Below are 11,398 nucleotides of genomic sequence, written 5' to 3' on the forward strand. Positions count from 1 at the left end.
ACTGCTACAGCAGGGCGAGAATCGCCTCGGCACTGGAGACGTCAAAGCTTTTTGGCGCTTCAACGTTCAAATGCGTGACGATGCCATTATCAATCACCATCGCATAACGCTGTGAGCGAATACCCCCAAACTTCCCTGAGTCCATTTCTAGGCCCAGCTCTTGGGTAAAGCTGCCATCGCCGTCGGCCAGCATATGAATCTGATTGGCGTTTTGTGCTTCGCCCCACGCCTGCATCACAAAGGCATCGTTGACGGAGACGCAAGCAATCATATCGACGCCTTTTGCTTTAATCTCATCCGCCTTCACCACAAAACCCGGTAAGTGGGACTCGGAACAGGTTGGGGTAAAGGCACCCGGCACTGCGAACAGCACAACCTTCTTGTTGGCAAAAAGGGCAGGGATGTCGTGGGTTTGCATGCCATCTGCGGTGAGTTCACTGAGCGTCGCGCTAGGTAAAGGTTGTCCTTGCTGAATCATGATGACTCCTTTAATCGTTGTATGATTGTTCATTCTCAGCATAACATGCGTATTCGTAAGCAAACATATTCGTCCCCATCCGAGTCTCTTTATCGGTATCGTCTGTTTATCATTGTGTGCTTAGAGTAAACTATCGTTCACCTCATTCTGTTAATTTACATTGCGTTTATGTCATCTTCTTACTCTTTTCCCAATGTCCATCAGGCTTACCACGCGCATGTCTACTATGAGGCTGATACCGAAGCGCAGGCGGATATTATCTATCAAGCAGCCGCTGCATCGTCACTGCCCTTCGACCTTGGCCGCTTTCATCGCAAATGCGTTGGCCCACATCCAAAGTGGAGTTTTCAGATCGCTTTTGACAAAGCCGCGTTCGATGAGGTGATGACATGGCTTGAGGCGCACCGGGGCGATTTAACCGTGTTCTTGCATGGCGTGACGGGCGATGACTACATAGATCATACTGACCATGTCGGTTGGATGGGTTCGCCTGTTGAACTCAATCTGGCCATGTTTAAGCCCAAGCAATGAATACGTTTCTTGAGTATCCGGCGCTCCTGATTTGGCATGGCGATGACGAACTCTCGTTTGTATCCGATCTGGCGTCCCTTGAGGCGCTGTGCGAAAACGTGATCACAGAAGACGACCGGCTGGTGGATAGCCAAGGCGTATGCTGGTTGAACCAAGACGGCGGTCAGCACTGGCAGCCGAGTGGGCAAATCATGCCACTTGAGCAGCTCGTGGCACATGTCCAAGCGCACTATGCGCAATTGGGTCAATGCTGTGTGGGAAAAATTCAATTCAAAGATAGGGCCGCCGCCATCAAGAGTGTGGCGACGGTCCCTGAGAATTAACGGCTGTCAGCAATGCGACGTGACACTTTTAACGAAAAGTGCGGACCAATACGCTTGATGTTCAAGCGCTGCTTGTGGCGCAATCGAATGTGGCAAAGCTCAAGTATCAAACCAAATGCCATCGCAACATACACGTAGCCTTTGTTGATATGAATGCCAGCACCTTCGGCCATCAGCAGCACGCCGAGTAGCACCAAGAACAGCAAGGCCAAGGTTTTAAACCCAGGATAACGGCTGACCAGATTATTTACGGGTTCTGCCGCGATCATCATAATGATGGCGGCGGTAATAATGGCGGCGACCATCACGGGCACATCTTGGGTAAGACCCACCGCAGTGATCACTGAGTCCATTGAAAATACCGCATCTACCGCAACGATTTGCAGCAAAATCACTGCCATACCGGTGCGCACTTGTGTCGAGTGGGTAATGGGTTCGCCATGGCCCAACCATGCCCACAGCTCTTTGGTACTTTTTAGCAGCAAAAAGCCACCACCAAACAGCATGATAAGGTCTTTACCGGTAACCGGTTCCGTACCAATCGTAAACAGTGGCGCGGTCAACGACATGACCCAAGCGATGGAGAACAACAAGCCAATCCGGCTGATCACGGCAAGACCAATACCCAAGGTACGCGCGAAGCGGCGTTTCCCTTTGGGAAGACGCTCACACAATACGGAGATAAAGACTAAGTTATCGACACCCAACACCACTTCAAGGGTCAGAAGGGTAAAAAAGATCACCCAAGTTTGGGGTTCCATAAAGAGTGTTAACATACGATTGCCTCCTCATTAAAGGAAGCGGGGGAGGGCATAACACGACATCGGTCGCTGTCCATGGATTTTTGATTACCTCTGTGACTAAAGAGGGCTTATAAAAGCACTCACTTGACACCTTGGCAAGCAGACAAACAGCGAGTTGACCAAAAATTGACAAAGCATGTAAACGATCAAACCTGTTGCTGAGTAAAACTCATCATGTTGGATTTAAAGAGGGAATAACAATGAAAAGAGGCTGGATAATTGGGTTATTGTCCTTAATATTGTCCGGATGCTTAGGCATGCCGAAACAAGTCACTCCCGTCAACGACTTTGAGCTTAACCGCTATTTAGGCACTTGGTATGAAGTCGCGCGACTGGATCACTCTTTTGAGCGGGGTTTATCGGATGTCACCGCAACATACAGCTTACGTGAAGACGGCGGCGTCAAAGTGATTAATCGTGGCTACAGCCGTGAAGAGGGTCAATGGCAAGAGGCAGAAGGCAAGGCGTACTTCGTTGAAAACGATAAGACGGGGTACCTAAAGGTATCGTTCTTTGGTCCTTTCTATGGCTCCTATGTGGTGTTTGATTTGGATGATGATTACCAATATGCCTTTATTTCGGGTCCTGACCACGATTACCTATGGCTGTTATCGCGCACGCCAACTGTCTCGGAGTCCGTGAAGGAGCAGTTTATTGCAGCGGCGAAACAGCGAGGCTTTGCCACCGAAGAGCTGATTTTTGTCGAGCACACCCGCACGGATCCCAAACGCAAGACCAATGAGCAGTAAAAGAGAAGCATCATGCGAAAAACAGACAAGAAGTATGACAAAGCGATTCGAGAAGCACTGACTGACGTCTGTGAGTTGACAATGGAAAAGGTCGAGGGGTTTGAATGGCTCACGCATGAGGTGAATTATCAACGCTTTCCACAAAGCTTAACCGTGCGGCTGATGTTTAAAGACAGGCAAACGCTAGCTAGCTTTGAGCAAAGTGATGACTACCAGCGCGCACTGGATGATATGCAATCTCGCCTTGCAGCTGCAGGGGTCACACTGAAAAACATTACGCGCCATGTCCAGTTAGGCACTCTGTAAGGCTGTGATTATTCGCACACTTACCGGTTGGCTGACACGCTACAGTGTAAAGTCGGTCATGAGGAGAGTGCTGTGTATCAACTCGATACGTCAATTTGGATAGCTGATGGCGAGGCTGTTCCCTTTTTCACGCTGCCCTACACCACACGTATGGTGGTGGTGAGGCTTGCCGATCAGTCCCTATGGATTCACAGCCCGATAAAGCTCACTGGCGCATTGCGCAGTGAACTGGCGTCGTTAGGGGCCGTTCGCTATTTAATCGCCCCTAACCAGTTGCACCACCTCTACTTAGCCGAATGGGTTGAGGCCTTTCCCGAGGCGCAACTTATTGGCACCCAACAAGTGGCGAAAAAGCGAAAAGATTTACGATTTGATTATCATTTTGAAGATCTGCTTGAGCCCGCTTGGCAAGATGACATTGCCCAGTGTTTGGTTACAGGGTCTCCAGTGATGACAGAATGCGTGTTTTTTCATCGGCAAAGCCAAACGCTGATTGTCACTGATCTTATCGAAAATTTTCGTCCAGAGGCATTTTCACCTTTTAAACGCAAAATTGCCGAGTGGTCAGGTGTGACAGCCCCCAATGGTAAGACACCACTTGATTGGCGATTAAGCTTTTGGTTTCACAAAGACGAATTAGCAACACACATTCGCACCTTGATTCATTGGGCACCACAGCGTCTTGTCATGGCACATGGCGAAATCATTGATGAGGCGGTGCCCCATTTATTGCGCGCTTTTTCATGGTTAGGGAAAGACAAACTGACCGCCCCAACGGATTAAACCAAGGAGCAACGGTATGGAAGCACGAATTAGTATCATCACATTGGGGGTTGCAGATCTCTCTCACTCTTATGATTTCTATCGCCAGTTGGGATTCCCCACGCATAGTCATCCCGAAGAGGGGATTGTGTTTTTTAGTACGGCAGGCACACGCTTGGCGCTGTACCCCATTGATGCCTTGGCTGATGACATTAAACCTGGCACAGCTGTGGCGGAGACGGGTTTTGGTGGCATTACGTTGGCGCATAATACGCGGTCCAAAGAGGAAGTGGATGAGGTGTTGGCGTTGGCAGAGCGATGTGGCGGTCGTATTGTTAAACCCGCACAAGACGTTTTTTGGGGAGGCTACAGCGGCTACTTTGCCGATCCGGATAACTACCTTTGGGAAGTCGCTTATGGCGATTGTTGGCAGTTTGATGATAACGGCAGCCTTGTCTTGGATTAATGACCATGGACGTCTTTTTGGAGCAGTTGCAAATGCAGGGGACAGAGAATGATGCCCTGCAACACGATAAAAGTAAGAAGTGGCTGAATATCACGCCTGGAACCGGAAAATTCTTAGCGCTGTTAGTGGATGAAATTCAGCCTACTCGCATATTAGAAATTGGTACATCAATGGGGTATTCAACGTTATGGCTTGCACGCGCGGGCGGCAATAGCGTGCAAGTGGTAACGATTGAGTGCGATGAAACAAAACATCAACAAGCGCAACAGCACTTTAGACAAGCCGGCATGGATAAACGGATAGATGCTAAATTGGGTGATGCAAGTGACTGGATTGCTCGCTTTGAGGGACAGTTTGAGCTCATTTTTCTCGATGCCGATCGAAGTCAGTACCTCTCCTTTGCGCCACGTTTATTCCAACTTCTCAAGCCTCAGGGCCTGTTAGTGGTCGATAATGCTTTATCCCATGCTGACGAGGTTGCCCCTTTTAAGCGATGGCTTGAGCAACAGCCCGAATTCGATGTGGGTGTACTTCCCATTGGCAAAGGTGAGCTTGTTGCCTATTTGCGTGAGTGAAAGTTGGCACGATAAAAAAGGCGTCCCGAAAGACGCCTTTTTAGTCTCTAAACCCCGTTTCCTTACGCGGCTGCTAGCGTTTGTGTTTGACGATTTGCATGCCAGACCAAGCCAAAGCCAATAATCACCACCGCACAGGTTGACAGCATTACGGTAGTGACGGCGATCAAGCCGGAGGCTGCAAACGCAGACACCACGGCGCTCGCCACGAAGCAGACCATCATTTGTAAGAAGTTCAACAGCCCCGCAGCGGTCGCGCTACAGGATTTGAAATCTTCCAAGGCGCGATTGACGACCAGTGGGTAGATGGCACCGTTCGCCGCTGCAAGGAAACAAAACGGACCTAAAATTGCCCAGATGTTGGTGACGTCGGTGCGCCAGCTGATCAAAAAGATAACCACGACACTGATGACAAACAGCTTAAGCAGCCAAGGCAAGATACTGTGATCTTTAAGCTTGTTGAGGGCATGACGACAGGCATAACCACCGACGACAAAAGCAATGGTTTGTGGAATATAGCTCAGACCAATATCCGCTTCGGTATAACCCATGGCGGACATCACGAACGGTGACCCTGTCAGATAGGCAAAAAATGCAGCGGAACAACCCGCGAAAATGAGCATATTACCGATGAATTTTTTTGATTTAAAAACTTGTTGGTAGTCACTTTTAAGTTTATCAATAATTTTAGTGTCTTGTACTGGCTTAGCTAAGCTTTCTTTTTCACGTAGAGTAAGAGCAACGAAAACAAGTCCTAGTGCAAATAAAACCACAAAAATACTGCGCCAATCAAAATGCTGGAGTAAGTAGGCACCTAATAATGGTGCTAGAGCTGGAGATAAGGCAACTAATGGCATGATAGTGGCGAACACTTTCTGACCTAGTTTACCCTCATAGCGATCAATGACCACCGCTTGCCAAATCACAATCGCGCTACATGCGCCCAATGCTTGAACAAGACGTGCACCGAGTAGTAGATAAATATTACTCGCGAAAAGGCATACGACAGTCGCGACAATATAAAGAAGCAAGCCGATCAATAGCGCAGGCTTACGGCCAACGCGGTCGGAAAGCGGACCATAAACCAGTTGACCGCAAGCCATACCAAGCAAAAATATACTTAAGGTCAACCCAATATTTGCGGACGATGTAGCAAAATCGACTTGCATGGCTTCAAAAGCGGGCAGATACATATCAGTGGCTAAAAAGCCCAGCATACTTAGCCCTGCTAGCCAGAACAGAGTGATAAACGGCACTTCTTTGTTCATTTTTTATCTCTTGATGTAAAGAATAGTGTAACAAGCAGTTTATGACTAACAATCTATGCTGTGAAACGCTATGATTTGAACATTGCTTTCAAAAAAATTGATTTGAATGTTTTCTTACCAAGATTTTCAAGTGATTGACGTGGTCGCACGGCGAGGAAGCTTTTCCGCGGCGGCCGATGAATTGCACAAAGTGCCGAGTGCGGTGAGCTACACGGTGCGCCAGATTGAAGACAAACTGGCGGTTACCCTGTTTGAGCGGCTTCATCGTCAGGTTCGGTTGACGGCGGCGGGGGAGTTTTTTGTCTCTCAATCGCGTGAGATGATTAAGAACATGGAAACTATTCGCCAGCAAACACAACGTGTGGCCAATGGTTGGACACAAAGTGTCGCGTTAGCGCTGGACAACGTCGTGCGCGAAGATAGCGTCAATACGCTGGTGCGGGATTTCTACGATGCGTTTCCTGATGTCGAGCTGTTACTAACCATGGAAGTGTTTAACGGCGTATGGGATGCGTTGGCGGATGATAGAGCCGATATTGCGATTGGTGCCACGGCTGCCGTGCCAGTGAGCGGCGCGTTTCGCTATCGGGAAATGGGCACCCTGCGTTGGCGGTTTGTGGTGAGCCCCTCGCATCCACTCGTCCAGTGTGCCCAGCCACTGGCTAATGATCAGCTCGCGCCGTATTCGGCTATCTGTTTGGAAGACACTTCGCGCCGTTTACCGCGCCGTACCACTTGGCTATTGGATAATCAGCGCCGCCTCACGGTACCGAATTGGCACAGTGCCATGCAATGTTTTAAGGCGGGGTTAGGCATTGGTGTGATGCCTTCACACATGGCAGAAGATGCGATTGCGAGAGGAGAGCTGGTGGAGCTTGTGCTTGAAGAGCCGCTATTAAGCAGTCCGTGCTGCATTGCATGGCGCTCGGATAAAGAATCACCACCGGTGCGCTGGCTGCTCGATTACTTAGGCGATAAAGAGCAGCTGCAGCACCAGTGGCTATAAGCTAGGAGGAGGGCGTATCGAGCGTACGCAACGTTTGGTACCCCGCCCAGACTCGTGTTGCTGCCGTAATTAAACAGGCTGCGCCAAAGATGCCGGCAATCCACGCCATGTATGTTGGGAAAAGGCACATCAACACAAAGCTTGCAATGGTCTCCGTCCCTTCGGTGATCCCGCCGATATAATACATCGACTTATTGGCGTAAACCGGGTTATCAATCTGGTGTTTGCTGGCCATAATTGCAAACGCTAAAAAACTTGCGCCTGTCCCCATAAAGCAAAACAGCAAAAAACTGGCGGCGATGGCGTTATTGGTCGGATCGGCCAGCGCAAAGCCAAAAGGAATGGCCGCGTAGAAGATAAAATCGAGGGTGATGTCTAAAAATCCCCCTGCGTCCGTGAGCCCTTGCTCGCGGGCGAGCGCACCATCAAGGCCATCGAAAAGTCGGTTGATGATAATAAACACAAGCGCCAGCCAATAGATTTGTAGCGCGAGAGCGGGCACGGCCAGCAAGCCAATCAAAAAGCCTGAGAGCGTGATGGTATCGGGTTTTACCCTCCATTTTGTAAGCTGCACCGCTGCCTGCTTCAATGGCCAGCGGATTATCGCGATGGTGTAACGATCAAGCATTCTGCATCTCCTCGTGCGGTGCGGGGTCAGTCGGGCGAGCCGGCCAATTTAAACAGCGGCTCTGATCCGCAATATCCTCGGCATCATGCGTCACAATCAACGCAGGAATGTTTCGCTGCGCAATTTGCTCAAACACAAAGGCCCGAAAATCCCGTCGCAGCGGCTTATCCAGCTTGCTAAAGGGTTCATCAAGCAAGATGGTATCGGGCGCGGCAAGTAATGCACGCAACACACTGATTCGCGCACGCTGTCCGCCCGAAAGCTGGCTGGGGGCATAATCGGCAAACTCCGCCAAATTGACTGACCCTAATGTTGCGATAGCTTGATCACGTTTTTGTGCTTTGTTCATCGAGGATGGCAACGCAAACGCCAAGTTTTGCCACACATTTAAATGTGGAAACAGTAAATCATCTTGAAACAGAATCCCGATACGGCGCTGCTCCGGCGGTAAGTGATCAAAGGGCTCACCATTTAACGTCAGTTGACCGCTGTAATGCATCGGCGGTTGGATGTGTCCCGCCAATACACTCAGCAGACTCGATTTTCCGCAGCCACTGGGTCCCATCACGGTGAGTATTTCTCCCGGAGCGACCGAAAAGGACAGCTCACGCACCAAACATTGATCAGGCGCGTTTATGGTGAGTTGGTTGACACACAGTGTCATGGTGTTCAGCTCCTGAATAAGTCGGTGTGGGTTTAGGTAAAAGGCGACGTTCAGCGATGCGGCTCAGCACAGTGGCTAAGGCGAAAACGACAAGTGGAAGCATCGCTTGCATCAGCCCATACAGGCCACTGATACGGCGATCAAGGCCGCTCGATAAGCTAACCGCCTCTGTGGTCAGGGTATTAATGCGTCCCGCGCCCAGCAATTGTGTGGGTAGGTATTGCGCTAAGCTAACGCTTGCGCCGACCGCCCATGCCAAGATAATGGCGGGCAAAAGGAGTGGCAGTTTCACTCGCCACCATGCAAGCGTGGCGCTGACACCGAGGCTTCTGGCGGTTTGCATAAGACGCATATCAAATTGCTGCCACGGCCCATCGAGTGCGAGGTACACGTAAGGAAACGCGAAAAAAATGTGAGCCCAAAGGGTTGCCGGCACGTGCCACTGGCCGGGAAGGCTATACACCGCCACCTGAATACCGAACAAGATAGAGAGTTGAGGAACCAATAATGGAATAGCGATGACCGCTCTCGGCACTGAGCGTTGCTGATTGACTGACCGTTCCAGACATCCGATGGCAAATAGCAAGGCGACACTGGCGCTGATCACCGCCAGAACAATACTGTTCCCCGCCAATGACCACACATAGCTAAGCTCTTGCTCCCAAAACCGTAAGCTATATCGGCTGGGTAGCCAATCGGGAAATGACCAGCGCAGCGCGAATGACCACATCAGCAACACAGGCATAATTGCAAGGGGAGTGATAAACACCGGCCACCAGAGTGATTTGCCGGGTAACCATGCGTGGCGGCGCCCCGTGTATTGCCAGCGATTGAGACATTGGCAACCAAGCCACACCAAAAAGCGAAATAGCAATAAGGCCAAGCCACACAGAGCAAACAACAGCAAGGCACCGGCTGAGGCTCTAGGCAATAGCGCTAAATCAGGGTCATTAAACCACTGCCATACCAATACCGCATAGGTGGGCGGCGTATTCGGCCCAAGGATCATCGCCACATCAACCACTGAAAGGCTGTAGGCGATGACGGCAAAAATCGGGAAACGCATTTTGGTCAGCCAAAGCGGAAGAATGACTTTTAACCAGGTTGCGGTGCGGTTATACCCGAGGCTGGTTGATACCATCGTCAGCCGAGAGACATCAATTTGACGCAGCACCGATAGACTCATCAATAGTAAAAACGGAGTTTCTTTTATCGTCAGCGCCAAGGTGAGCCCAATAACATAAGGGTCTTGTACCAGCGCCCAAGTCACGGGTTGATCGCCGAGAAGGGGAGTTAACAGGCGAAATAGCCAACCCGACGGGGATAGCAGCAAAACCAGACCAATCGCAAACGCGACGTGTGGTAATGCCAGTAGCGCAGGCAAGCGTGCACTGATCTTTTGCCAAATAGGCGTGTGCCAAGTAGCCTGTAAAATCATAAAGCTAAGTGCTACCGCGAGCAGGCTACTGCCTAACCCCGAGATGAGCGTTAGCTGAATAGATTGTGATAGCCCCGGCCATGCCATGACAGCTTGCCAGCCGCTAAAATTAGCCTCTGTCAGCCCTAGTGTGGGTAAGAATGCAAAGGCGGTCGCGAATAAGCCGCCCACCCCTGGCAACAAGGGTAGGCAGCACACCGTTAGGGTAATGGCAAACAGCAAACGTGCCATATCAACCTCTTTCTATTGGCCGTAGCGTTTCAGCCAAGCGCGCTCAAGCGCGGTTTGCCAGCTTGGGTGTGGCTCGGGTTGGGTGTTAAAGCGGCTGACTTCGGCGGTGTCAGGCAGCTTCACCACGGGTGGATCGCCCCATACTTGGGTATCGGCTTTGCGCAGCTGTGCCTTTTCGCTCATTAAGAAGTTGATGGCAACCATGGCGCCGGCTTTGGCATTAGCGTTGTATGGAATCGCCATAAAGTGAATGTTAGACAGCGCGCCTTGGTCAAAGGCAAACGCACGCGCTGATGGGGCAAGTTTTCCAGAGGCCACCGCCGCTTTTGCTGCATTGGGGTTAAACGCTATCGCGACGAGAAGCTCACCATCGTCCAACAATTGGATAGTTTCAGCACTACCCGATGGGAACTGCGCGCCTTCGCGCCAAGCGACTTGGTGCAGTTGGTCGAGATAGCGCCACAATGGTGCGGTCACGGTGTCAAAATCCACCTCATCAACCGGCAAGTAAAGTGCCTCGCGGCTGTCCGTGAGCTCGAGTAACGCCGCTTTCAGAAAACTGGTGCCGTGGAACTCAGGGGGTTTGGGATAGCTGATACGGCCAGGGAATGCTTTAGCTAGATCTAGCAGCTCGGCAAATGATCGAGGCGGATTAGCCAAGGTTTTCTGATCATGGATAAACACCAGCTGTCCCACCCCCCAAGGCGCTTCGAGGCCGTCTGTTGGCTCCGTGAAGTCTTCTTCAACCGGTAAGCTTTTATCGACAATTTGCCAATTGGGGAGCGTGCTGACAAAAGGGCCGTACAGCAAATCATTTTCCTTCATCGATTTGAAGTTTTCGCCGTTAATCCAAACCATATCGACACTGCCGCCGCTATCCTTACCGGCGGTCTTTTCGGCAAGCAGGCGATTGACGGTTTCAGCGATATCCGCCACTTTGACATGTTTAAGTGTGACACCGTAATCGCGTTGTAACTCGCGGCTTGCCCAGCGCAGGTAAGCATTGATCTCTTGATTGCCGCCCCATGCGTTAAAGTAAACAGTTTGACCTTTGGCTTGTTGCTCAATACTTTCCCAACTATTGTTTTCCGCGCTTGCAGAGGCAGTAAAACTGGCAGTACTCGCAATTGCCAGTGTTAACGCCGCTATCCAGTGTTTCATTGTCATCTT

Annotated in this window: 15 protein-coding genes; 8 read left to right on the top strand and 7 right to left on the bottom strand. The window is 50.6% G+C overall.

The features are described 5' to 3' along the window. Positions 1–4: 4 nt before the first annotated feature. Positions 5–478, bottom strand: a complete 474-nt coding sequence (locus BZG25_RS01570; protein ID WP_077638451.1) for a peroxiredoxin — start codon at positions 476–478, stop codon at positions 5–7. A 168-nt stretch (positions 479–646) separates the two neighbouring features. On the opposite strand from BZG25_RS01570, the gene BZG25_RS01575 reads away from it, so the two are divergent. Together BZG25_RS01575 and BZG25_RS01580 are read left to right on the top strand one after the other, a co-directional pair. Beyond that, positions 647–1,009: a DOPA 4,5-dioxygenase family protein gene (locus tag BZG25_RS01575; protein WP_077638452.1), complete on the top strand. Its 363-nt coding sequence runs from the start codon at positions 647–649 to the stop codon at positions 1,007–1,009. After that, a complete protein-coding gene (locus tag BZG25_RS01580) occupies positions 1,006–1,332 on the top strand; it encodes a DUF4144 family protein (protein WP_077638453.1) in 327 nt (108 codons plus the stop codon). The genes BZG25_RS01575 and BZG25_RS01580 overlap by 4 nt, the downstream gene beginning before the upstream one ends. Here BZG25_RS01580 and BZG25_RS01585 read toward each other — a convergent pair. Beyond that, positions 1,329–2,108, bottom strand: coding sequence for a TerC family protein (locus BZG25_RS01585; RefSeq protein WP_077638454.1), 780 nt, complete (start codon positions 2,106–2,108; stop codon positions 1,329–1,331). The genes BZG25_RS01580 and BZG25_RS01585 overlap by 4 nt on opposite strands. A 227-nt stretch (positions 2,109–2,335) precedes the next feature. Here BZG25_RS01585 and BZG25_RS01590 point away from each other — a divergent pair, with 227 nt between their 5' ends. The 5 genes from BZG25_RS01590 to BZG25_RS01610 all read left to right on the top strand — a co-directional run bounded on the left by BZG25_RS01590 (position 2,336) and on the right by BZG25_RS01610 (position 4,993). After that, positions 2,336–2,884 carry a lipocalin family protein gene (locus BZG25_RS01590; protein WP_077638455.1) on the top strand — a complete coding sequence of 183 codons (549 nt, stop codon included), beginning with the start codon at positions 2,336–2,338 and terminating at the stop codon, positions 2,882–2,884. Positions 2,885–2,896: 12 nt separating this feature from the next. Beyond that, positions 2,897–3,190 carry a hypothetical protein gene (locus BZG25_RS01595; RefSeq protein ID WP_077577859.1) on the top strand — a complete coding sequence of 98 codons (294 nt, stop codon included), beginning with the start codon at positions 2,897–2,899 and terminating at the stop codon, positions 3,188–3,190. 72 nt (positions 3,191–3,262) lie between these two features. Continuing rightward, positions 3,263–3,973, top strand: coding sequence for a DUF4336 domain-containing protein (locus BZG25_RS01600; RefSeq protein WP_077638456.1), 711 nt, complete (start codon positions 3,263–3,265; stop codon positions 3,971–3,973). A gap of 16 nt (positions 3,974–3,989) precedes the next feature. Further along, entirely contained in the window at positions 3,990–4,418 is a 429-nt protein-coding gene (locus tag BZG25_RS01605) for a VOC family protein (protein WP_046073317.1), read from the top strand. Between the two features lie 5 nt (positions 4,419–4,423). After that, complete coding sequence (locus BZG25_RS01610) at positions 4,424–4,993, top strand: O-methyltransferase (RefSeq protein ID WP_158010250.1); 570 nt, start codon at positions 4,424–4,426, stop codon at positions 4,991–4,993. 62 nt (positions 4,994–5,055) lie between these two features. Here BZG25_RS01610 and punC read toward each other — a convergent pair whose 3' ends face one another. Continuing rightward, entirely contained in the window at positions 5,056–6,261 is a 1,206-nt protein-coding gene (gene punC / locus BZG25_RS01615; protein ID WP_077638458.1) for a purine nucleoside transporter PunC, read from the bottom strand. Positions 6,262–6,367: 106 nt separating this feature from the next. Here punC and punR point away from each other — a divergent pair, with 106 nt between their 5' ends. Further along, positions 6,368–7,267, top strand: coding sequence for a DNA-binding transcriptional activator PunR (punR, locus tag BZG25_RS01620; protein WP_077638459.1), 900 nt, complete (start codon positions 6,368–6,370; stop codon positions 7,265–7,267). Between the two features lies 1 nt (position 7,268). Here punR and BZG25_RS01625 read toward each other — a convergent pair whose 3' ends face one another. Genes BZG25_RS01625 through BZG25_RS01640 form a run of 4 tightly spaced genes read right to left on the bottom strand, consistent with a single transcriptional unit; the run spans position 7,269 to position 11,395 of the window. Further along, positions 7,269–7,895 carry a CDP-alcohol phosphatidyltransferase family protein gene (locus BZG25_RS01625; RefSeq protein WP_077638460.1) on the bottom strand — a complete coding sequence of 209 codons (627 nt, stop codon included), beginning with the start codon at positions 7,893–7,895 and terminating at the stop codon, positions 7,269–7,271. Continuing rightward, a complete protein-coding gene (locus BZG25_RS01630; RefSeq protein WP_077638461.1) occupies positions 7,888–8,559 on the bottom strand; it encodes an ATP-binding cassette domain-containing protein in 672 nt (223 codons plus the stop codon). The genes BZG25_RS01625 and BZG25_RS01630 overlap by 8 nt, the downstream gene beginning before the upstream one ends. Next, on the bottom strand, positions 8,519–10,228 hold the full coding sequence (locus BZG25_RS01635) for an ABC transporter permease (protein WP_077638462.1): 1,710 nt from the start codon (positions 10,226–10,228) through the stop codon (positions 8,519–8,521). Before BZG25_RS01635 ends, BZG25_RS01630 begins: the two co-directional genes overlap by 41 nt. A gap of 12 nt (positions 10,229–10,240) precedes the next feature. Continuing rightward, a complete protein-coding gene (locus tag BZG25_RS01640; RefSeq protein WP_077638463.1) occupies positions 10,241–11,395 on the bottom strand; it encodes an ABC transporter substrate-binding protein in 1,155 nt (384 codons plus the stop codon). Positions 11,396–11,398 lie beyond the last annotated feature (3 nt).

The organism is Salinivibrio sp. ML198 (assembly GCF_001996015.1).
GTDB classification, from domain to species: domain Bacteria; phylum Pseudomonadota; class Gammaproteobacteria; order Enterobacterales; family Vibrionaceae; genus Salinivibrio; species Salinivibrio siamensis.

Excerpts from the sequence above, each read along its gene's own strand:
- BZG25_RS01570 (WP_077638451.1), bottom strand. The coding sequence starts at position 478 with ATGATTCAGCAAGGACAACCTTTACCTAGCGCGACGCTCAGTGAACTC.
- BZG25_RS01575 (WP_077638452.1), top strand. The coding sequence starts at position 647 with ATGTCATCTTCTTACTCTTTTCCCAATGTCCATCAGGCTTACCACGCG.
- BZG25_RS01580 (WP_077638453.1), top strand. The coding sequence starts at position 1,006 with ATGAATACGTTTCTTGAGTATCCGGCGCTCCTGATTTGGCATGGCGAT.
- BZG25_RS01585 (WP_077638454.1), bottom strand. The coding sequence starts at position 2,108 with ATGTTAACACTCTTTATGGAACCCCAAACTTGGGTGATCTTTTTTACC.
- BZG25_RS01590 (WP_077638455.1), top strand. The coding sequence starts at position 2,336 with ATGAAAAGAGGCTGGATAATTGGGTTATTGTCCTTAATATTGTCCGGA.
- BZG25_RS01595 (WP_077577859.1), top strand. The coding sequence starts at position 2,897 with ATGCGAAAAACAGACAAGAAGTATGACAAAGCGATTCGAGAAGCACTG.
- BZG25_RS01605 (WP_046073317.1), top strand. The coding sequence starts at position 3,990 with ATGGAAGCACGAATTAGTATCATCACATTGGGGGTTGCAGATCTCTCT.
- BZG25_RS01610 (WP_158010250.1), top strand. The coding sequence starts at position 4,424 with ATGGACGTCTTTTTGGAGCAGTTGCAAATGCAGGGGACAGAGAATGAT.
- punC (WP_077638458.1), bottom strand. The coding sequence starts at position 6,261 with ATGAACAAAGAAGTGCCGTTTATCACTCTGTTCTGGCTAGCAGGGCTA.
- punR (WP_077638459.1), top strand. The coding sequence starts at position 6,368 with ATGTTTTCTTACCAAGATTTTCAAGTGATTGACGTGGTCGCACGGCGA.
- BZG25_RS01625 (WP_077638460.1), bottom strand. The coding sequence starts at position 7,895 with ATGCTTGATCGTTACACCATCGCGATAATCCGCTGGCCATTGAAGCAG.
- BZG25_RS01630 (WP_077638461.1), bottom strand. The coding sequence starts at position 8,559 with ATGACACTGTGTGTCAACCAACTCACCATAAACGCGCCTGATCAATGT.
- BZG25_RS01635 (WP_077638462.1), bottom strand. The coding sequence starts at position 10,228 with ATGGCACGTTTGCTGTTTGCCATTACCCTAACGGTGTGCTGCCTACCC.
- BZG25_RS01640 (WP_077638463.1), bottom strand. The coding sequence starts at position 11,395 with ATGACAATGAAACACTGGATAGCGGCGTTAACACTGGCAATTGCGAGT.